General features: G+C 54.0%; 23 protein-coding genes and 1 pseudogene. 23 read left to right on the top strand and 1 reads right to left on the bottom strand.

Annotated elements, in window-relative coordinates; genetic code table 11:
- Positions 1-119 precede the first annotated feature (119 nt).
- Positions 120-2,054 (bottom strand): protein kinase YeaG, encoded by a 1,935-nt coding sequence (gene yeaG, locus LRS40_RS21165; protein WP_142489132.1) that lies wholly within the window; start codon positions 2,052-2,054, stop codon positions 120-122.
- A 433-nt stretch (positions 2,055-2,487) separates the two neighbouring features.
- Here yeaG and LRS40_RS21160 point away from each other — a divergent pair, with 433 nt between their 5' ends.
- The 23 genes and pseudogenes from LRS40_RS21160 (at position 2,488) to LRS40_RS21050 (ending at position 19,065) form a co-directional block, all read left to right on the top strand.
- Positions 2,488-3,234, top strand: coding sequence for a MipA/OmpV family protein (locus LRS40_RS21160; protein ID WP_142489133.1), 747 nt, complete (start codon positions 2,488-2,490; stop codon positions 3,232-3,234).
- 219 nt (positions 3,235-3,453) lie between these two features.
- A complete protein-coding gene (locus LRS40_RS21155) occupies positions 3,454-4,707 on the top strand; it encodes a site-specific integrase (RefSeq protein WP_231312595.1) in 1,254 nt (417 codons plus the stop codon).
- Positions 4,708-4,717: 10 nt separating this feature from the next.
- On the top strand, positions 4,718-5,656 hold the full coding sequence (locus LRS40_RS21150; RefSeq protein ID WP_231312594.1) for a hypothetical protein: 939 nt from the start codon (positions 4,718-4,720) through the stop codon (positions 5,654-5,656).
- Between the two features lie 91 nt (positions 5,657-5,747).
- Entirely contained in the window at positions 5,748-5,966 is a 219-nt protein-coding gene (locus LRS40_RS21145) for an AlpA family transcriptional regulator (RefSeq protein WP_231312593.1), read from the top strand.
- The gene (locus LRS40_RS21140) at positions 5,966-6,454 is read left to right on the top strand and encodes a hypothetical protein (protein ID WP_231312592.1); all 489 of its coding nucleotides are present in this window, start codon (positions 5,966-5,968) and stop codon (positions 6,452-6,454) included. The genes LRS40_RS21145 and LRS40_RS21140 overlap by 1 nt, the downstream gene beginning before the upstream one ends.
- Positions 6,455-6,465: 11 nt before the next feature.
- Positions 6,466-7,182 (top strand): hypothetical protein, encoded by a 717-nt coding sequence (locus LRS40_RS21135; RefSeq protein ID WP_231312591.1) that lies wholly within the window; start codon positions 6,466-6,468, stop codon positions 7,180-7,182.
- Positions 7,175-7,504 (top strand): annotated as a pseudogene (locus LRS40_RS21130) (ash family protein); the annotation flags it as partial. The gene LRS40_RS21135 and the pseudogene LRS40_RS21130, both read left to right, overlap by 8 nt.
- A gap of 38 nt (positions 7,505-7,542) precedes the next feature.
- Entirely contained in the window at positions 7,543-7,740 is a 198-nt protein-coding gene (locus LRS40_RS21125; RefSeq protein ID WP_139153433.1) for a host cell division inhibitor Icd-like protein, read from the top strand.
- 183 nt (positions 7,741-7,923) lie between these two features.
- Positions 7,924-8,187 carry a nicotinic acetylcholine receptor subunit beta gene (locus tag LRS40_RS21120; protein WP_231312590.1) on the top strand — a complete coding sequence of 88 codons (264 nt, stop codon included), beginning with the start codon at positions 7,924-7,926 and terminating at the stop codon, positions 8,185-8,187.
- Complete coding sequence (locus LRS40_RS21115; protein ID WP_063160234.1) at positions 8,184-8,405, top strand: hypothetical protein; 222 nt, start codon at positions 8,184-8,186, stop codon at positions 8,403-8,405. The genes LRS40_RS21120 and LRS40_RS21115 overlap by 4 nt, the downstream gene beginning before the upstream one ends.
- A gap of 89 nt (positions 8,406-8,494) precedes the next feature.
- Positions 8,495-9,016, top strand: coding sequence for a hypothetical protein (locus tag LRS40_RS21110; RefSeq protein WP_063160242.1), 522 nt, complete (start codon positions 8,495-8,497; stop codon positions 9,014-9,016).
- 10 nt (positions 9,017-9,026) lie between these two features.
- Positions 9,027-9,371 (top strand): hypothetical protein, encoded by a 345-nt coding sequence (locus LRS40_RS21105; RefSeq protein ID WP_063160233.1) that lies wholly within the window; start codon positions 9,027-9,029, stop codon positions 9,369-9,371.
- The gene (locus tag LRS40_RS21100; RefSeq protein WP_231312589.1) at positions 9,364-12,117 is read left to right on the top strand and encodes a TOPRIM and DUF927 domain-containing protein; all 2,754 of its coding nucleotides are present in this window, start codon (positions 9,364-9,366) and stop codon (positions 12,115-12,117) included. The genes LRS40_RS21105 and LRS40_RS21100 overlap by 8 nt, the downstream gene beginning before the upstream one ends.
- A 179-nt stretch (positions 12,118-12,296) precedes the next feature.
- Positions 12,297-12,746, top strand: coding sequence for a single-stranded DNA-binding protein (locus tag LRS40_RS21095; protein ID WP_231312588.1), 450 nt, complete (start codon positions 12,297-12,299; stop codon positions 12,744-12,746).
- 11 nt (positions 12,747-12,757) lie between these two features.
- Positions 12,758-13,234 (top strand): ProQ/FINO family protein, encoded by a 477-nt coding sequence (locus LRS40_RS21090; protein ID WP_231312587.1) that lies wholly within the window; start codon positions 12,758-12,760, stop codon positions 13,232-13,234.
- Positions 13,218-14,207: a helix-turn-helix domain-containing protein gene (locus LRS40_RS21085; protein WP_231312586.1), complete on the top strand. Its 990-nt coding sequence runs from the start codon at positions 13,218-13,220 to the stop codon at positions 14,205-14,207. The genes LRS40_RS21090 and LRS40_RS21085 overlap by 17 nt, the downstream gene beginning before the upstream one ends.
- Complete coding sequence (locus LRS40_RS21080; RefSeq protein ID WP_032616702.1) at positions 14,200-14,502, top strand: PerC family transcriptional regulator; 303 nt, start codon at positions 14,200-14,202, stop codon at positions 14,500-14,502. The genes LRS40_RS21085 and LRS40_RS21080 overlap by 8 nt, the downstream gene beginning before the upstream one ends.
- 111 nt (positions 14,503-14,613) lie before the next feature.
- The gene (locus LRS40_RS21075; protein WP_231312585.1) at positions 14,614-14,940 is read left to right on the top strand and encodes a superinfection immunity protein; all 327 of its coding nucleotides are present in this window, start codon (positions 14,614-14,616) and stop codon (positions 14,938-14,940) included.
- Between the two features lie 131 nt (positions 14,941-15,071).
- Positions 15,072-15,242 (top strand): hypothetical protein, encoded by a 171-nt coding sequence (locus LRS40_RS21070; protein WP_032616703.1) that lies wholly within the window; start codon positions 15,072-15,074, stop codon positions 15,240-15,242.
- Positions 15,242-15,577, top strand: a complete 336-nt coding sequence (locus LRS40_RS21065) for a hypothetical protein (RefSeq protein ID WP_063160361.1) — start codon at positions 15,242-15,244, stop codon at positions 15,575-15,577. The genes LRS40_RS21070 and LRS40_RS21065 overlap by 1 nt, the downstream gene beginning before the upstream one ends.
- A gap of 7 nt (positions 15,578-15,584) precedes the next feature.
- Positions 15,585-18,263 carry a tape measure protein gene (locus LRS40_RS21060; RefSeq protein ID WP_231312584.1) on the top strand — a complete coding sequence of 893 codons (2,679 nt, stop codon included), beginning with the start codon at positions 15,585-15,587 and terminating at the stop codon, positions 18,261-18,263.
- Positions 18,264-18,347: 84 nt separating this feature from the next.
- A complete protein-coding gene (locus LRS40_RS21055; RefSeq protein WP_231312583.1) occupies positions 18,348-18,665 on the top strand; it encodes an HGGxSTG domain-containing protein in 318 nt (105 codons plus the stop codon).
- Positions 18,666-18,693: 28 nt separating this feature from the next.
- Positions 18,694-19,065, top strand: coding sequence for a hypothetical protein (locus LRS40_RS21050; protein WP_231312582.1), 372 nt, complete (start codon positions 18,694-18,696; stop codon positions 19,063-19,065).
- The last annotated feature ends 324 nt before the right edge of the window (positions 19,066-19,389 follow it).

Here is a 19,389-nt window from a genome sequence, read left to right as displayed (position 1 = left end):
CCGTACTGCATTTGCCAACTTTCAGTGCCCGTAAGTGCCGGATGGCGCTGACGCTTATCCGGCCTACGGAACATTGTAGTAGGCCCGGCAAGCAACGCGCCGCCGGGCTTTTCGGGCTATTAAGACGATTTACGCACGCGCAGGTACCATTCGCAGAGCAGGCGAACCTGTTTGCGGGTGTAACCTTTCTCCATCATGCGGTCGACAAAATCGTCGTGCTTTTTCTGCTCGTCGGTTGAGGTTTTGGCATTAAAGGAAATGACCGGCAACAGCTCCTCGGTATTGGAGAACATTTTCTTCTCAATAACCGTGCGCAGTTTTTCGTAGCTGGTCCAGTTCGGATTTCGTCCGCTGAAGTTCGCTCTGGCGCGCAGCACAAAGTTGACGATCTCATTTCGGAAGTCTTTCGGATTGCTGATCCCGGCAGGCTTCTCGATTTTTTCCAGTTCCGCATTCAGTGACTCGCGGTCAAACAGCTGGCCGGTATCCGGGTCGCGATACTCCTGATCCTGGATCCAGAAGTCAGCATAGGTAACGTAGCGGTCAAAAATGTTCTGCCCGTACTCGGAGTAGGATTCTAGGTAGGCGGTCTGGATCTCTTTGCCAATGAACTCGGCGTATTTCGGGATCAAATAGCCTTTCAGGAACTCCAGATAACGTTCAGCCTGCTCCTGCGGGAACTGTTCACGCTCAATTTGCTGCTCCAGGACGTAGAACAGATGTACCGGGTTAGCGGCCACTTCAGCATGGTCAAAGTTGAACACGCGGGAGAGGATTTTGAACGCAAAGCGCGTGGAGAGACCGTTCATCCCTTCATCCACACCGGCGTAATCGCGATACTCCTGGTAGGACTTCGCTTTCGGGTCGGTATCTTTGAGGCTTTCACCGTCATAGACGCGCATTTTCGAGTAGATGCTGGAGTTTTCTGGCTCTTTCAGGCGCGACAGAATTGAGAAACGCGACAGCGTTTCCAGGGTTCCCGGGGCGCATGGGGCGTGAACCAGCTCACTGTGGTTCAGCAGTTTTTCGTAAATCTTGATCTCTTCGGAGATCCGCAGGCAGTAAGGCACTTTGACGATATAAACACGGTCAAGGAAGGCCTCGTTGTTTTTGTTGTTTCGGAAGGTAACCCATTCCGATTCGTTGGAGTGCGCCAGAATAATCCCGTTAAACGGCAGGGCGGAGATCCCTTCCGTACCGTTGTAGTTACCCTCCTGGGTTGCGGTCAGCAGCGGATGCAGCACCTTAATCGGCGCTTTAAACATCTCGACGAACTCCATAATCCCCTGGTTGGCGCGGCACAGCGCACCGGAATAACCGTAAGCATCAGGATCGTTTTGCGCGTGGTTTTCCAGTTTACGGATGTCCACTTTACCTACCAGCGCAGAGATATCCTGGTTATTCTCGTCACCCGGTTCGGTTTTAGCAATCGCAATCTGTTCCAGAATGGAAGGCCAGGCTTTCACCACGCGGAATTTGGTAATGTCGCCGCCAAATTCATGCAGGCGCTTCGCGGCCCACGGCGACATAATAGTGCCGAGATAGCGACGAGGAATGCCGTACTCTTTATCCAGAATCTGCGCATCTTCCTGCGGGTTAAACAGGCACAGCGGATGGTCGTTGACCGGGCTGCGTTCGCCGTTGGCGCTGAGCACGTAAATCGGTACACGCTGCATCAACGCTTTCAGCCGTTCAGCCAGCGAGGATTTACCACCGCCGACGGGACCCAGCAGATACAGGATCTGTTTCTTCTCTTCAAGACCCTGAGCAGCGTGCTTCAGGTAGGAAACAATCTGCTCGATGGCATCTTCCATGCCGTAAAATTCTTCAAACGCAGGATATCGGGCGACGACCCGATTCGAAAACAGACGGGAAAGCCGTGGCTCCTGGGCAGTATCAACCATATTCGGCTCACCAATAGCCATCAATAGTCGTTCTGCCGCATTGGCATAGGCACTGCGATCTTGCCGACAAATGGTAAGAAACTCCTGCAGTGTGAACTCTTCGTCCTTGGCAGCTTCATAGCGCTGGCGATAGTGATCGAATATATTCATGGCATGCCGTCCTTTCGTTTTTTAGCACAGGAAAAGAGCCGTTCATATGAATAGTAGAGGCTCCCGGAAGCGGGATCCGTTGCACCTCACTGCCAGAGCAGCAACCCGTGTGCCAGGTCGGGCGCTAAAACCGCGGGGTGATTCGGTATTCAGCTTCTTAAAATTAAGCGTAGATGGCATTTGCAAAACTTGCCTGCACGCAAAATCTAATTTCAATGACATATCAATAACTCATCCAGAAATTCAGCCAAATCCTGTCAGACAAAGAGACTTCCTTCACTGAACGGTAATCTGGCTGACAGCGTTCCGTCATTTGCCGCAAACAAAATAAGGGGTTAATCAAATTGATTAGCTGACAAAAAATTTTGAGAAATGGGGGGAATGACGGTTACACTTCACCCGCTGATTATTTGACTACAGGAAAGAATGGATTGTGACCAAACTCAAACTTCTGGCACTGGGGATTATCGTTGCCACCTCAGTGAGTACAGCATACGCGGAAAATCAGTGGTCAGTTGGTGCTGGTGTCGGCGTAATTAATAGCCCTTATAAACAATATGACCGTGATTTCTATCCGGTTCCGGTTGTCACTTATGAAGGTGATAATTTCTGGTTCCGCGGGCTGGGCGGTGGCTACTATCTTTGGAACGACCAGACCGACAAACTCTCCGTCATGGCCTACTACGACCCAACGCACTTCAAGCCAGGCGACAGCGACAACTACCAGCTTCGTCAGCTCGATAAACGTAAGAGCACCATGATGGCGGGGGTTTCCTGGGTCCATAACACCGAATACGGTTTCCTGCGCACCGCCCTGGCTGGCGATACGCTTGATAACAGTAATGGCTATATCTGGGATCTGGCGTGGTTGTACCGTTACACCAACGGCGGGCTGACGCTGACTCCGGGCATCGGTCTGGAATACCACAGCGAAAACTACAACGACTACTATTATGGCGTGTCCCATAAAGAGTCCCGTCGCAGCGGCCTTAACAGCTATGACGCAGATGATGGCTGGAACCCGTACCTGGAACTGACTGCCAGCTATAAATTTGCTCCTGACTGGAACGTCTACGCCACGGGTCGTTATAACCGCCTGAGCGACGAAGTGAAGGACAGTCCGATGGTCGATAAGTCCTGGACGGGGCTGATGTCGGTGGGTCTGACCTGGAGCTTCTGATTGTGCATTTTTACTGTGCAATTTGTGAATGTAGAGTTAAGCGTCACGAAAAATCACCAGAAGTCACCATCCCCCATAAAGCCCGCTATATGCGGGTTTTTTATTGTCACCAGCTATCATCCGATATCAAGAGAGCGCATAATCAGTGTGTACCCAAAGGTGTAACCAAAAAAGCCATTGGGTCACTTTCAATGATTGGGTACACGCTGGTGGGTGGATATGGCAAAACTAACTGATATGCAGATCAAAGCATGGGTGAGGGCAGGCGAACGATTTGAGGGCCGCTCTGATGGGAATGGGCTTTATTTGCGTTACCGCGAAGTTGACCGAGTTCCTGTGTGGCGGTTCAGGTACAAGATTGCTGGAAAGGCCCGGGCGATGGTTATCGGTTCGTATGCTGATCTGAGTCTTGCTAAAGCACGAGAAGCAGCTAAGGAGCTTTCGGCTCGTGTAGCTTTGGGTTTTGATGTCGCCGGGGAAAAGCAGCAGCGCAAGGCTGATGCTGTCGCAAGGATTGAAGCAGATAAGAGTGCTGTCCGTGTCCAGGATCTAATTAATGACTTCTATGCTCGCCATATCCTCCCCTCATTCAAGAACCCCCAGATTTATAAAAAAGTCGCTGACTCCAACATTGGCACCTTGATTGGCAGCATGAAAGTTGAGGACGTAAAACCTCGGCATGTTGATGATGTTTTACGATCGGTGCGTGGCCGTGGCGCTTTGACTGTGGCGAACGACGTGCTGCGCATGATGAAGAAGATTTTTGACTTCGCAGTTGTTCGCGGCCTGATTGAAGTGAACCCGGCCATGCCGTTCACGGCAAAGGATGCCGGTGGAAAAGAAGAGAGCAGAAAGCGATTCCTGACTCGCACTGAACTGGCACGCCTGTTTGATGCCATGCACCACGTTAAGGCATTTACCAGAGAGAATGAATTGACCGTTAAGCTACTGCTTGCTCTTTGTGTAAGGAAAATGGAGCTCTGCGCGGCACTGGCGAATGAGTTCGATCTCGATAACGCAGTCTGGCATCTTCCTGGCGAGAGAACCAAAACAGGGGAGGAAATAGATATCCCATTGGCCGAGCCGGTAATTGGCTGGCTGAAGGAGTTGAAAGCCTTATCCTGCGGTAGTAAGTGGTTATTGCCCGCCAGAAAACTGCGCCTTACAGCTCACGTTAGTAGTTCAGTGCTTAACACCGCCTTTCCACACATACTGGCAGCCATGCCGGATGTTGAATCATTTAGTGTGCATGACTTCCGGCGCACAGCCAGGACGCATCTGGCAGCCCTTGGTGTGGATCCGATAATCGCTGAGAGATGTCTTAACCACAAAATACCAGGGGTCGAGGGTGTCTATAACCGACATCAGTATTTTAACGAAAGGAAGGCTGCGCTGACTGCGTGGGCGGATCTGCTGGTGGCATTGGAAACCGGTCAGGACTACAACGTGGTTTCGCTTCAAAGAACTAATTAAAGGTTATGACATGAAACAATTACCACCAAACAATTTTTTTACATTAAAGCGAGCTAGCGAGTTATTAGAAATAGAAGAAATCGATTTATTACTAATGGCTTCGGATGGCGCTATTTATTTAAGTGTTTTTTTGGATGGTTTTCACTCTACCCTTTCGAGCACTAAAAATGATGATGGCACCATTTTTGGTGGTGACATTAAGGTGTCACAATTTTTCATTTATGATCCAATCTATTACCCTGAAACAGAACATCACCATGAAGGGACCGATCTTGTTTACAATACAGGGATTGCTAGCGGGCCTTGGCATGTGTTGGCAGATGTTATAACAAGTATTTTACGATATGGTAAATCAGGGCTTGATCGCGTCCTGTCCTCTGCTTACCAAGATGTAAAATTCGACATTGACGGCCGGGCAGATTACTTGGTTTTGGAATCGGAGTTCCGCTATACCGTTCCCTCTGACTGTGTTGATGAAAAAATTCTTAGAAAGCAGTATGAGCTTCAGGACAAACTCGTGGTTACAAAAGAAGATTTATATATTTCACGAGCATGGTTATTGAAAGTGGCTGAGCACATTAATAATGGCAAGGCGTTGCCAAAAATATTCGAAACACTTACTGGGGAGTTCGAGCGACGCACCGAGCAAAAAATCATTGCCCATACCAAGCCGCATGGTAATAAAGCTAGGTATAGTGAAAATAGAGAAAATTGCCTTATGGCTCTTATCTATACAAAAAAATGCTACCCGGATGATTGTAGAAATCCCAATGGAAGTGAGACAAATGACGCTTGGGCTAACGCAACGCGAGACCATTGGCATTCTGTAGGTGGGGGCTATGATGAGCCATCAACTGATTATCTTAAAAAAATAATTTCGGATATGGACAGGAAGCCTCAGGACCGCACTACAGCCGGAAAGCCGAAGGGATCTGATACTAAAAATTAGTTTCATGATACTAATTTTTAGTGTCATTCACTTCATTGCTGTTTTTTACTTTAATGCCCGTAACACCAACTATCACAGGAGTTACGGGGCTATGCCTACATCTCAATCGGCATCATCAGCCATACCTACCTCGGGATACATCCGCCGCTTCCGTATGCCGGAGCTGCTGGGTGTATCCATGCCTACCATTGATCGCTGGGTGAAGAACGGCACGTTACCGCGCCCGATTAAGCTCAGCGATAGCGTTACCGCATTCGACGCTGTGGAGATTAACAACTGGCTGGCAGAACGCCGCGGGAAGGTGGCCTAATGGAAATGAAAAACGCTCGTGCCACCGAGCGTCATACCGAACTTAACCATACACCTGCGCAATTGGAAGTTGCTGGTACTAATGATATCCAGCAGAGCGCTGTAAAGCCAGTGAGTAAGAACGAAGCTTTTGCCACCGTTCTGTTAAAGAAACCTCATGGCGTTAACGCGCTGGATACCAATGCCCGCTCGGTGGATGACTTCGACATGATTGGCTCTGGCGCTAAGTTTTACACCACTTGCCTGCATAGCGACGTATCGAAATTCCGCAATCAGCACGGCGTTGATATTGCCGGAGTGAATGAACGTTATCAGTCGCGGCATGGCTACTCTGCTCACTTCACCCGTTATCGCCTGCCAGATCGCAAGGCCGCTTTGCGCATCGTGTTGCTTATTAATCGCTGGCGTACTGAGCGCGGTGCTTCACCTATTTCAGAAGATGAAGCGCAATACCTTGTTAACCAGTTCCCGGACAACGCCGCCGAATAAGGAAACCACAGATGAAAAATAATATGACCTTAGCCGGTCAGGGCCTCGCTCACCCTGAAGCCAGCCAGAATGACATTTTAATTAATCACAAATCCGAGCCGCGCATTGATTCTCGAGTCATTTCAGACCGCGCCGGAATACAGCGTGAAAGCCTGGCCGCGACGATTAAATCGCACCAGGGCAGATTGCGTGAGCTGGGATCGCTGCCTCGTCAGTCCCTTAAAGAATTACCCGATTTGAAATCGGGAAAATCAGGCCGCAAGCGCGGGCGTCCTGAGATTAGCTATCTGCTGAATGAGCCTCAACTCGACTATCTGCTACGTATCATCCGTGGGCGTGATCCTGAGCGTGTTAACCAGTTCAAGCTGGATGTCACTAAGGCATTCACGAATCGTCGTGCCACCCAGCCGGTACGCCGTGAATATCTGCCCGGTTATCATGAAAGCCGTGACGGCCTGAAGGCGCTGGGCGCGCAGCGTCACCACTACATCAATCTGGCGCGCGCTGAAAACCGCGTTGCTGGCCTGTCAGATGGCGAGCGTGGCTCCGCTGATGCGCAGCAGCTGGGTGTACTGATCGTTATGCAGAAAATTGAGCAGGCCGCATTTCAGGAAGCGATTAACAATGGCATGACTCCGACGGATGCGGTGCGAGAGGTGGCGAAGCGCATGGAGGCATTCGCCAGCCTTATGAGCGGCAACGCCACTCTGGGGGTAAGCCATGCGTAAAAATGCCTTAAATCAAGTTTTGCACCCTCTGCACAAAAAGGGCTTGCCGTTTATCCCTAACCAGGTTTATGGTTATAGCGCACCAGCAAAATCTGGTGCCGGGATTGGCGTCCCGGAATTGTCAAAGGCGACACATGACGCGCCGAGCGTCTTTTTTTGTGTCGTTAATTCAGTACACCCTTTTTTCGGCTGTGCGGTTATAATCCGTGCTGCTCACAAAATTATGGTGGGCTGGATGGGGGCTTCTTCGGAAGCGCCGGTTACCTTTGACGCCGGTTACGCCAACCCTGTTCAGTCCATCACCAGTGAAATTGGCGTTTCCGGTGATGGGTTCTACACCCAGTCAAAGGAGGCTGCCAAATGTTGGCTACTACCCCTACCCAAAATCCGCAATTCATCTGGATTATCGCCGCAGTTCGTCGCGATTGTCCGACAATCAAGCCTGTTCTCCACCATGTTGCTGCTGCGACTGAGCGTGATGCTCGTCGGGCTCTGGTGCGTGATCACGTTTGTTTCTTCGCTGGCCGCATCTCTTTACAGGGGGCGCGCCATGATTAAGCCTTCTCATAAAGCCCGTATTGCGGCTGCCATGAAGTCTATCGAACAGGCTTCTGCCGTATTGATCGCTCTCAGCCATGCTGCCGAAAACATGGAGCCCTGCGATATTTCTGACGCCATTGATGCCTGTTCTGGGCTGGTCAATGAAGCGCGCGCTGATCTGGCGATTCTGGAGGGTGAGGCATGAACATCAATCTCCTTTATCGCCATCCTGCAGAAAATGATGTCGATGCGATGCTCTCCCGTGAGCATGCTTACCCGGACTCATTTTCTCTGGCAGAACGCACAGCGGAACGACTGGATCGTGCTCGCCTTGGGCTTTCCCACGTCATGACGGAATTACTCCCTGCGCTTGAAGAAGATCAGCGGGCCGAAATGTATTGCTGGCTGAGCAAAGTGCTGACGATTGTTGATGCAGGCCGTCTGGATGCGGAGGGCAGAGTATGAGCAAGCTACAGCTGATTGATGCCACCTGCCAGGTAGAGCAGGCACAGGCTGTTTTATCCATGTGGCTGGAAAGCACCACAAAAGACTCCCACCCCGATCTGTCGCGTCTTATCGGTTCCGTCCTCACGCTGTTGCATGGCGTCCCGGAGGCAATGGAAGAGGCAGAGTCCCAGCTAGCTGATTACGTTATGCGCGAACACCGGGAGGGCAAGGAATGAGCAACGTTCTGTCATTTCCTGAAAAGCCGGGGAATTCAGGCTTTACCAGTGTTGAAGCCACGCCAGATGGTATCCGGCTTGATAACCGGCTGGTGGGCTATGCAACCGCGATCCGTCAGCTTGATGCCGGGCGCTTTGATGCCTCGCTGAGTGACGGCCTGCGCGTAGCAGCGGAGATCCAGCTTGGTGAAACCCGTAGCTGGTTCAGACCGACAGACGAACAAATGGCGCTTATCTGGCGCTGGATTGTGGCCTGCCTGTTTATCTGTGAGCAGCAACGTGCCAACGGCACCGTAGATGTGGCTAACGAGGATGGCGGGACTGATCGGGCGGTTATCTATGCCGGTCAGCATGGGAAAATCTGCGTCTATCCCGCGCCGGAGAGGTTCTCACTGGCGAGCCATATCGAGTCGCTGGCAATTGAAAAGTATGGCGTTGAAACAGGCCTGCCGCTGGCTGTGAAGATGTATCAGGGCATGACCGAGGTGGATCCCCATGGCGGGGCGCTGCGTCTCTCTCAGATGGGGCGTGAAGGGCTGACAATGCTTCACGATGGATTTATTGAAATGCTGCGTACCGAAGGTATGCCTGCAGCACCGACAGCGCACTAAGGGAGGCAATATGATCACCAAAAATTTCCGTCTGAATGCGCTGGCAAACCAGTACGCAGCGGCACTGTACCAGCACATTACCACCACCAGCGGCGGGCACTTCATGATTGACGCAGGCAGCCAGCCCATATGTGTTGAGATTACGGGTGGCGTTAAAGGCGTCCGGGACTTAATCGACGGCTACGCGCTGGAGGCGCTAAAGGAGCATTACCCGCACGGACGGTGGGAGGGCATCGGCATTGAGCTGCTTGGTCGCTGCGTAAATGCTGGTGGCCTGACGCCTGCCGGTATTGAGATTTGGCAAAGCATGACTGCTGATATGGGTGCGACCGTAGCCGGGAGGGGTAATGCGTAATATCGACCTTATCCATGAGGTGACGCACGCCGCGGCTGGTCAGTGGCCTTTTGTCCTGGCTGGCCTGAATATTGACGTGCCTGATTCCCCCAGGAAGCACACCGCATGCCCTGCGTGCGGCGGCAAAGATCGCTTCCGGTTTGACGACGACGGTCGAGGCGCGCACTTCTGTAACTCCTGTGGTGCTGGTGACGGGCTGGAGCTGGTGAAGAAGGTGAACAACTGCGACGCCACCCGGGCCGCGCAACTGGTGGCCGACGTGCTGGGCATGAATGTGCATGGCATGCGTAACCCATCCAGCCAGGGTGGTGACCAACAGCAGCAGTCACAGGCCGACCGCCGGGCGGCGCTGGCGCAGCAGCAAGCTGAAGACAGGGCGGCGCGCGCTACCCGCTTCACTGCGAGGCTTACTGCGCTGGCGGCGCAGGCACAGCCGGGTGAACCGGCGTATCTGGCGGGCAAGGGGCTGCCGGGCTTTACGTTTCCTGTTCTGCCTGATGGGGCGCTGCTGCTGGTGCTGGTGAATGAGGCCGGCGACACGGTGGCCGCGCAGACCATAACGGCAGATGGTGAAAAGCGTCTGCTTACCGGTTCGGCGAAGAAAGGCTCTTTCTGCGTGGTTAATTCCGGTGAATCACCGGAAACGGTGATTATTGCCGAAGGGCTAGCAACCGTCCTGTCTGCTCATCTGATGCGCCCTGATGCGCTGGCGGTGGTCGCCATTGACGCCGGTAACCTGCTGCCCGTAGCCAAGGTGATGCGCCAGCAGTATCCGCAGGCGCAGATCGTCATTGCTGCCGACAACGACCATCCTGCCTCCGAAACCGGAGCCACCAACATCGGCAGGGAGTCCGCAGAGAAAGCCGCCATTGCCGTTAATGGCAGCGTGGCGCTGCCGCCTGGCGACCACAAAACCGACTGGAACGACTACCACCAGCAGCACGGGCTGGAGAACGCCAGCGCCGCTTTTAACGATTCGCTGTACCTGCCGCAAGGAGAAGAAGTGACTGCGCCAGCAGAAGTAATTGAGATCGGCTCTCATGCCAGCCAGAAACGTAACGCACAGAAGCCCTATGTAGACAGCCGTCGCAATGGCCTTTACTGGGTTGAACCTAAAGAAAAGAGCGGGGAGATCACCGAAGTAGAGAGCCTGCTTTGTTCCGCGCTGGAAGTGGTTGGTGTGGGCATTGATGACAACAGGACGCGGTATCTGGTACTGCGCTGGCGGGCGTTGGGCGCGAAGGAAGAAACAACGCATGCGATCCCCCTGGCCGACATCGGCGAAAGGGAGGGATGGCGCACACTCAAAGCTGGGGGGCTGTATGTCACCACCAAAAGCGGTCTGCGCGCGACGCTGGCGGACTGGCTGCAGAGTCAGGCCCACAGAGGGGAGATCTGGCGTATTGCCCAGGCTACAGGCTGGCAGTGTGGCGCATACCTTATGCCTGACGGCGACATTATCGGCACACCTGAAATACCGGTTCTTTTCAACGGCCGCAGTTCTGCCGCATCAGGCTACACCACCAGCGGCACAGCTGAGGGCTGGCGTGACAGTGTGGCGCATCTGGCAAATGGCAATTACTCCATGATGACGGGTGTTGCGGCAGCGCTGGCGGCCCCGCTGATTGGGCTGGCTGGCGCTGACGGGTTCGGGATCCATTTCTACGAACAGTCGAGCGCCGGTAAAACCACCACGGCTAATGTCGCGGCCAGTCTGTACGGCAATCCTGATGTGCTGCGTCTGACATGGTACGGCACAGCTCTGGGGCTGGCGAACGAAGCGGCCGCACACAATGACGCGCTCATGCCTCTGGATGAAATCGGACAGGGGGCGGATCCGGTGGAGGTCTATAAGTCGGCTTATGCGCTGTTCAACGGCACCGGGAAACTGCAGGGAGCCAAAGAGGGCGGTAACCGCGAGCTGAAACGCTGGCGCACTGTTGCCATCAGCACCGGAGAGGTGGATCTGGAGACTTTCATTGCCGGTGCCGGGCGTAAGGCAAAGGCCGGGCAACTGGTGCGTCTGCTCAATATTCCGCTGAGTAAGGCTATTCGCTTCCACGGCCATGAAAGCGGTAAGCACCATGCCGATGCGCTGAAAGATGCGTATCAGAGCCACCACGGCGCTGCTGGGCGCGCATGGGTTCAGTGGCTGGCTGACCATCAGCAGGAAGCTGTTAACGCGGTGCGTGAAGCGGAGGCGCGCTGGCGCGGGATTATCCCGGCTGACTACGGGGAGCAGGTACATCGAGTGGGCGCGCGTTTCGCCATTCTGGAGGCTGCTCTCATGGCCGGACGGGTGATCACCGGGTGGGATGAGCAGACCTGCCGTGATGCGATTCAGTACAGCTTCAACGCCTGGATCCGGGAGTTCGGTACCGGCAACAAAGAGCATCAGCAAATCATCGAGCAGACCGAAGCATTCCTCAATGCCCACGGGCTTAGCCGGTTTGCGCCATTCCCGTATGACCCGGGCAGCCTGCCAATTGCAAACCTGGCAGGATATCGCCAGAAGGGAGGGCATGATACTGACCCGGTGGTGTTCTACACCTTCCCGGCAGCTTTTGAAAAAGAGATTGCTCAGGGGTTCAACGCGAAGATGTTTGCTGAGGTGCTGAAAAATGCCGGAATGCTGACCCCGCCAAATACCGGGCGAGGGTATCAGCGCAAGTCTCCGCGCATTGATGGCCGACAGATCAATGTTTACGTGATCCAGTATCAGCCGGAGGGGAGCCAGCCAGAGTAAGTAACTCTCTCATGTGCGTAGTTTAGGTGTTGGTTCAGTTGGTTCAGTTGGTTCAGTGTTTTTATGTGTCTGTTATTTAAGGATTCATGCTCAAAAATTGAACCAACACTGAACCAACAAATGCCCTTTTTGAACCAACACAAACCCCGGATTTCAGCATCACAGACAGGTAAAAGACGATGACAGCACAAATTTCAGCATACGGTCGGCTGGTGGCGGATGTGCAGAGCCGCACGACCAGCAACGGCAACCCGATGGCATTTACCCGCATGGCGGTGACGCTGCCATGCCAGAAAGCAGAGAACGGAGAGGCCACTTTCTGGCTGGCGATTACTGCGTTCGGCAAACAGGCCGAGGCGCTGGCGAAGCATCAGAAGGGCGACATGGTAAGCGTGGCGGGCAATATGCAGGTGAACCAGTGGACAGGTAACGACGGTGGCACCCAGACCGGGTATCAGGTGATTGCCGACAGCGTGATCAGCGCCAGAACGGCGCGCCCGGGCGGGAAGAAAGGCCAGCAGGGGCAGGCAACCGACGCGCTACGCCGAGCGCAGGAGCAGCGTCCACCAGCGCAGGGCTACGAAGATTACGACCAGACCCCGCCTTATGACGATCACGCACCATTCTGAGGATGCAGGAAATGACAGAACATAAACGGCCCGTATTAAGCCTGAAACGCGCCACAACAGGCGCAGCGGCAAAACCATCCGCTAGCACGGCAACAGTAGAGAAAACGGCTCACGCAAGCGCTGGCGCAGCCACAGGCACAAAGAGCAGTAGGCACAACCGCAAAAAGCTTGAGCTTCTGGTCACCCACTGGCCTGCAGCTTTCAGCCTGGACGCACCGCGCCCGCTGGCGATTGGCACCGCCGAACTGATAGCGGCCGATATATGCGCCCGGGGCATTACCGGAGCGGGCAAGATCCGGGCCGCCGTTGCGATGTACACCCGCCGCGCATCGTATCTGAAAGCACTGATCGCAGGCGGAGCGCGTTATAACCTCGCGGGGGAACCGGTCGGAGAGGTGACGCCGGAGCAGCAGCAGATGGCGAGAGAAAATCTCTCTGCCATGAACAGCAAGATTACAACAAGGGGTGGATATGCGCCTGACGCCTGAACAGAAAGCGGAGATCATCCGCCTGAAACGTCGGGGCCTGGGATATGGACGCATTTCCGGTGAACTGGGAATCAAAACCACTACGGTGCGCGCCGTCTGTAAGCGTAGCGGCCTCTTTGATGATAACCCGGCCCACGCAGCGCTGTTCACTATTCCGCAGCCGCAGTACAGCACTGAACTGGCGACGGTAAAGCCGCTGCCCCCGCAGGAAGTGGTGACCGGGCATAAGCAAACCGACGCTTATCTCTGGGTACTGGAGGTGATCAAACTGAACGAACCGGCGCACCTGGCCGCCGCCGAGGAAGCCCTGCAGAAGCTGACCATCAAACCGAAGGACGCAGAGAAGCGGTACCGGGACTGGCTGGTGCTCAATGGCACAGACCTGCTCAACGTGGCGTTCGGCACGATGTTTATGGATAACCCGCAGCACTTCCTCAACCGGGCCAGAAGCAATATCGACAGTGCCCGTCAGGTAAGAGCGCACTACGGCAGCTATGATGCCGCGATGGAGCCGGTGGCAGCAGAACTGCTGATTGAACAGTCGGCGCTGCTGGTGGGGGATGACTTCGGCATGACGGAAGAGGAGGCGTCCAGTGGCGCTATATCTGGCGCGGATCGTTACTTTGAAGTCGAAGATGCCCGTAAGGCAGCGCATGACGGATTTTGCGATGTCCTGCCAGATCCGCACACTCTTTCTGATGTGGTGCGCGAGTTTGAATACTGGGACTGGCTGTATAAGATGCGCCACACCGCCAGCAAGGAGCTGGGATGGCAATACGGCGCAGATCAAAGACAGGAAATTAGCGACCGGGAGGACTGGCTAGATGGCAAGCTGGTAACCCTGCGCCCACGCCACCAGCACGAGGCGGTGGACGTGCTGAAATGGCTGCTACAGAGCGAGCGGCATGAGGGCAGGGATGAGATGGACACTATTCTGCTTAACCTGGTGGGAGGCCATACAGACCATGACTGAAGTTCAACGGGTGAGGGATGTGCTGGCGGAAGAACTGGAGGGTAAAGGCCTGTACCGCAGGGCGGCTTCCCGCTGGCTGGTCGTACTGGAGCAGTGCGCTGACGAGAAAGACCGGGAGTGGGTGGCCCTGCGCCGGGGGCGTTGTATCGACAGTGCCAGGCTGCCTCCTGCACGCGCCGAAGACTTCGGGGATGTACGCCGGGCGGCTGGTGCCACACACACCAGAATGGGGCTGGCGCAACTCAACGGAAGCGCGTTCCGGTTAAAGGGTAAGCGCGGAGACCAGCCGACATAATTCCGGTCTCCACTGAGAAAATAACGTAATGTGCAGGGCGTGCATTTACTCAACCCCTAAGCATTACGTTAATGGTAGGATTGTCTTATTACTGATCTTTTGGGGTGAAAAATGTCTATTTGGCATATCGTTGTCTTGATTATCGCTATTGTGCTTTATCTACTCCCGGGCATCATTGCCAGCTCAAGGGAGCATAAAAACTCTACGGCCATATGGGTGCTTAATATCGTTCTTGGCTGGAGTTTGCTGGGGTGGGTTGCTGCGCTTGTTTGGGCTTTCACAAACCCAGGCAGTAACCAGGCAACAACCATGGATACTAAAGGAATAGAAGCAGGTCACTCATTGAGTACTGATTTAAAAAAATGTCCCTACTGCGCAGAAGACGTCAAAAAAGAAGCTATCTTGTGCCGGTATTGTGGCAAAGACATTCCCGCCTGATAAACATCATCGTCAACGACCCCGCATTGCGGGGTTTTTTTACGCCCGTTCGTTTCATTTTCTGCAATGGTTGCCATTTGTGTTGCGTAAATTACAATAAAGATGACTGTATAAACATCAGGGGTAACGCAATGAGCAGAGAACAGATGACCGTGGCCTTAGACCGGCAGCAAATGCAGGCGATTCGTGAGATGCAGGAGCAGCAACGTAAGAGCTCTCCAGTCGGATTGGCCCCAACCATTAACGCCATTGCCCGCGCGCTGGTCGCCAAAGGGCTTGAGTCTGTTAAGCGGGGTGAGTGATGGAGCAACTTCAAAGACTGGCTGATGTGATCGCCGAAACGTATGTACGTGACCTGATTAGAGCTACGGGCAGCAATGAATTAACTGTTGATGGGTTTACGGGGAATATTGAGGTGGGGCTTCTGTCTGCGGGCCTGTATGGCAATGCGCTTCTGTCCTCGCAGAAAGAAACCGGTCGCACCGATGAGAAGAAAGCCTACTGGCTGCTGGCCGACTTGATCTCCCTCGATGGTCCTGAGTATCAACTTACGGAACATGGCACCAGCGCAATAAATAAAATGACGGAAATCTCCCTGCGTAAACAGATTGCCGCAAAAAATAAAACCATACACTGAGGTGGCTATGAACGATAAGGTTGGCAGTTACTATGTCGATATTGATGCTGATGTGAGAAAGCTCCTGTCAGGAGCGCACGAAGCGGATGAGGCCTTAAAGATAATTGAAAACTCCGTTAAAAAAACGGAGAAGTCGGCGAATAAATTAGACAGTAGCCTGAATCAATTGGGAGGCGGTTTTTCGCGCCTCGCCGTAGCCGTTAAAGGATACATCTCTATCCAGGCGCTGATGAAGCTTCAGCAGGTATCCGAAGAGTTTACGTTACTCCAGGCCCGGGTCACGCGCCTGTCATCCAGCGCTGAGGTAGGGGCCAAAAGTTTCCAGCAACTGGTGAATATAGCCTCCGTTTCCGGTGCCAGCCTCGGCGATACAGTGAACCTCTGGCAGCAACTCACCGCAACGCTGAAAACCGTGGGCGCTACTAACAGCGACGTTAACCGGCTCGTTCTGACCCTGCAGAAGATTGGCACGATTGGCGGCTCATCCAGCCAGGAAATGGCTAACGCCCTCCGACAGTTTATGCAGTCCGTTGCTGCCGGAAGAATTCAGGCGGAAGAATTCAACTCGGTACTGGAACAAATGCCCGAGCTGGCACGCCAGATTGCTGCTGGTATGGGTGTCCCTTACGACCAACTGCGGCAGCTGATGCTGGCTGGCAAACTGGACATTGGCGAAGTTCTGGCGGCACTTGAGAAGCAGTCTGGTGAGGTTAACCAGCAGTTTGAAACGATGCCCCGCACCGTAACCCAGGCAACCAATGCCCTGATAACTCAGTTTGGGGTGGCGATATCGAAAATTGACAATGCCATCGGTGCGTCGCGCTATCTGGCGAAACTATTGGACGGTGCCGCACTTAATGTCAGTCTCGCGGTTGGAAACGCCCCTGATGCTGTATTGCTAACCCAGAAGTTAGCACAAAATACAGAGCAACTGGCCGTGGCAGAGTCGGACTTAGCTCTGGCTAGAAAGGCGGGGGTAGGTTGGGGTATTAAGCAGACACAACAAACGGTCGACCGGCTGAAAAGGGAACGCGCCATGATCCTTATGGCACAGCAAGCCAGTAAAGACGCCCAGAGCGTTTACACGCCATCGAAGGGTGAAAAGCCCGCATACATTACCAACCTCGAGAAGAAAACTGCCGAGAACAACGCTAATGCGATCATCCAGTCCGGGCAAACACTCGTCGATAAGCTCACAAAGCAACGCGAGAAACTGAGCCAGTACAAAGCCCAGGGCCTGCTGGATGATAAAAAGTATGCAGACGCAACTGCGGTACTGGATAAGCAGATCGCCGAAGCCCGCCAAAAGCAGGATAAAGCGCCTAAAAACGCCTTTGCCCGCGGTGATGAAAGTATCAACTCACTGCAAAGGCAGATTGAAGTCCTGACAATGCGGTATGACGACAATACGCGTGAGGCTGCGCAATATAATGCGGTGGCCGCACTGGGTACGAAAGCTACCGATGCGCAAAAGGCGAAGGTCAGCGAGTTGGCCGGCACGCTATTTGATGCCCAGCAGCGTCAGAAAGACCTGAACGACGCAATCAGCAATGACCCGGTACGGAAAGAAAACAAATCCTATACGGACGCCAGAGAGCAGCTCAAGCGCCAGCTGGATGGTCAGATGATTGACCAGAAAACTCATGATCAACAATCTGAGCAACTGGCGCAGCAGCACCAGATTAACCTGGCAAAAATCCGCGCCCAGCAGGTGGTGTCTCCACAACAGGCGGCTAAAGGGGAGATCGATCCCGTCCAACAGCTGGCAAACCAGCACGCTCAGGAACTCGCGTTAATCCAGCAGTTTGAAACCCAAAAGGGACAGATAACCCAGCGCGGACTTGAGCTGGCGAACGCCGCAAATACCCAGTACGAGCAGCAGCGCATTGCCGCGCAGTGGGAAATTTTCCGCAACCAGACCATGGCTAACGAGTTGCTGGCCGTGTCCCTTGAGTCAATGCAAAGCGGCGCAGCAAATGCGCTCACTGGCCTGCTGAATGGCACACAGAGCGTTTCCGAGGCGTTCGCCAACCTCGGCACATCGGTAATCAACGGTGTCGTCAGCAGCCTTGTGCAGATGGGTACGCAGTGGGTTATGTCGGCAATGATGGGGCAGGCGGCGCAGACCGGCGCAATAGCGGCGAACCAGGCGGCAGCTACAGCAGCACTGGCAGCGTCCACTCTGGCGGGCACAGCGGCGGCTACAACGCTTCTCTCTGCGTGGTCACCAGCAGCGATGGCGGCAAGCATCGCAACATCTGGTGGTGCGGCAACGGCTGGGATGGCTGGATATACCACGGCAATGGCAGGAACGAAGATAATGGCCGTTGCCGGTGCCCGCGAACACGGCGGCCCTGTTAACGCAAACTCCATGTACCGCGTGGGCGAAGGTGGCAAGCCTGAAATTTTCAAAGCCAGCAATGGCAGCCAGTACATGATCCCCGGCGATAACGGTCGTGTCATCAGTAACCGCGATATTGGCGGTGGCGGTGGCGGGTTTAATTACAGCCCAGTCATTCAGGTAAACGGAGATCCAACTGAGCAGACGCTTGCTATGCTTGAGGCCGCAGTTAAGCGCGGTGCGCAGCAGGGCTATGCCATGGCCGTCAGCGACATCGCCAGCGGCAAAGGTAAATTGTCCAACGCGCTGACCAACGGCTTCAACACCAGCCGGCGTCTGACGTAATCAGTTTTCTGCCAGTAGCTGGTGGTCAAGCCACCAGCCTACCCCATGAGAGGGTTACAAAACTTGACATCGAGAGGCGCTTTTATGACTGACGATGAGAAGCGGAAGCTATACCGGGCGTGGGCTGAAGATTTAGATGGGCTGATACCGTTCCCGGATGCCTGCCGGGATCTGACGTGCGGCGCGATAACCAGAAAAGGCACCCCATGCAAAATGACAGCGCTTTACTCCTCTGGGCGCTGCAAATTACACGGCGGTAAGAGCACCGGCGCAAAGACGCCAGAAGGAAAGGCGAGGCAGTTAGAGGGATTCCGTCGCTGGCTAGAGGAAAAGCGCCAGGCGGGCGCTGATACGCAGAATGGCAGTACGCATATTGGTACGCAGCGAAACAGCACCTATTAAGTGCGTACTCGCCAATGAGAGGTGAATTATGGGCATCAAAGCCAGGGGTATGAGTAAGGTCAGGCGCAACATCCACCATATGATAAACGATGTGGCCGGGCGGCGGGCTGTTCGTGCCATTCAATCGGCATTGCAGGAAGTTTCGATAGTCGCAGCTCTCTATACTCCGATCGACACCAGCACACTGATAAATTCCCAGTATCGCGAAGTCGTGACCAGTGGCAGCCGCATCACCGGCAGAATCGGCTATTCAGCCAACTACGCTATTTACGTCCAGGATCCGAATATCCCGCAGACGTTCAGACGCTCCACTGCAAAGAAAGAGTTTCTGCAGAAAGGTATCGAGGATGCGAAGCCGCAGATGATGGACGCTATTGTCCGCGAACTTTCGAGGCGGTGACGGCGAATTGCGATCTGGCGAAACCCGGAGCGGCCGGTAAAGTGGAAATTTATTTGACTGTATTTGACGGATTAGACAGTGACAAACAGCCGCAGGCCACGCCACCGCAGGGCAGAGAGCAAATCAGCATCATAAGCCGTCAAGAATTCGCGCATATGACTACACTAGCGAGAACCTCCTTAACTGCGCAGCAAACCACGCATTTTGCCTTACCCCATGAGAGGTTGAGAAAACTTAATATGCGGCAGCCCTGATTAATATCCAGTGTGCCCACCAGCCAGGGAAAGCCCCTTCAGTGGTTCGCGGCTGGTGGTTCGCACTTTG

Source organism: Leclercia sp. G3L, assembly GCF_021117075.1.
GTDB classification, from domain to species: Bacteria; Pseudomonadota; Gammaproteobacteria; order Enterobacterales; family Enterobacteriaceae; genus Enterobacter; species Enterobacter adecarboxylatus_C.
This window is presented reverse-complemented; position numbering and strand designations above follow the sequence as displayed.

What these genes read in the sequence shown, in the direction of transcription:
- yeaG (WP_142489132.1), bottom strand. Translation starts at nt 2,054, where the DNA reads ATGAATATATTCGATCACTATCGCCAGCGCTATGAAGCTGCCAAGGAC.
- LRS40_RS21155 (WP_231312595.1), top strand. Translation starts at nt 3,454, where the DNA reads ATGGCAAAACTAACTGATATGCAGATCAAAGCATGGGTGAGGGCAGGC.
- LRS40_RS21150 (WP_231312594.1), top strand. Translation starts at nt 4,718, where the DNA reads ATGAAACAATTACCACCAAACAATTTTTTTACATTAAAGCGAGCTAGC.
- LRS40_RS21145 (WP_231312593.1), top strand. Translation starts at nt 5,748, where the DNA reads ATGCCTACATCTCAATCGGCATCATCAGCCATACCTACCTCGGGATAC.
- LRS40_RS21140 (WP_231312592.1), top strand. Translation starts at nt 5,966, where the DNA reads ATGGAAATGAAAAACGCTCGTGCCACCGAGCGTCATACCGAACTTAAC.
- LRS40_RS21135 (WP_231312591.1), top strand. Translation starts at nt 6,466, where the DNA reads ATGAAAAATAATATGACCTTAGCCGGTCAGGGCCTCGCTCACCCTGAA.
- LRS40_RS21125 (WP_139153433.1), top strand. Translation starts at nt 7,543, where the DNA reads ATGTTGGCTACTACCCCTACCCAAAATCCGCAATTCATCTGGATTATC.
- LRS40_RS21120 (WP_231312590.1), top strand. Translation starts at nt 7,924, where the DNA reads ATGAACATCAATCTCCTTTATCGCCATCCTGCAGAAAATGATGTCGAT.
- LRS40_RS21115 (WP_063160234.1), top strand. Translation starts at nt 8,184, where the DNA reads ATGAGCAAGCTACAGCTGATTGATGCCACCTGCCAGGTAGAGCAGGCA.
- LRS40_RS21105 (WP_063160233.1), top strand. Translation starts at nt 9,027, where the DNA reads ATGATCACCAAAAATTTCCGTCTGAATGCGCTGGCAAACCAGTACGCA.
- LRS40_RS21100 (WP_231312589.1), top strand. Translation starts at nt 9,364, where the DNA reads ATGCGTAATATCGACCTTATCCATGAGGTGACGCACGCCGCGGCTGGT.
- LRS40_RS21095 (WP_231312588.1), top strand. Translation starts at nt 12,297, where the DNA reads ATGACAGCACAAATTTCAGCATACGGTCGGCTGGTGGCGGATGTGCAG.
- LRS40_RS21090 (WP_231312587.1), top strand. Translation starts at nt 12,758, where the DNA reads ATGACAGAACATAAACGGCCCGTATTAAGCCTGAAACGCGCCACAACA.
- LRS40_RS21085 (WP_231312586.1), top strand. Translation starts at nt 13,218, where the DNA reads ATGCGCCTGACGCCTGAACAGAAAGCGGAGATCATCCGCCTGAAACGT.
- LRS40_RS21080 (WP_032616702.1), top strand. Translation starts at nt 14,200, where the DNA reads ATGACTGAAGTTCAACGGGTGAGGGATGTGCTGGCGGAAGAACTGGAG.
- LRS40_RS21075 (WP_231312585.1), top strand. Translation starts at nt 14,614, where the DNA reads ATGTCTATTTGGCATATCGTTGTCTTGATTATCGCTATTGTGCTTTAT.
- LRS40_RS21070 (WP_032616703.1), top strand. Translation starts at nt 15,072, where the DNA reads ATGAGCAGAGAACAGATGACCGTGGCCTTAGACCGGCAGCAAATGCAG.
- LRS40_RS21065 (WP_063160361.1), top strand. Translation starts at nt 15,242, where the DNA reads ATGGAGCAACTTCAAAGACTGGCTGATGTGATCGCCGAAACGTATGTA.
- LRS40_RS21060 (WP_231312584.1), top strand. Translation starts at nt 15,585, where the DNA reads ATGAACGATAAGGTTGGCAGTTACTATGTCGATATTGATGCTGATGTG.
- LRS40_RS21055 (WP_231312583.1), top strand. Translation starts at nt 18,348, where the DNA reads ATGACTGACGATGAGAAGCGGAAGCTATACCGGGCGTGGGCTGAAGAT.
- LRS40_RS21050 (WP_231312582.1), top strand. Translation starts at nt 18,694, where the DNA reads ATGGGCATCAAAGCCAGGGGTATGAGTAAGGTCAGGCGCAACATCCAC.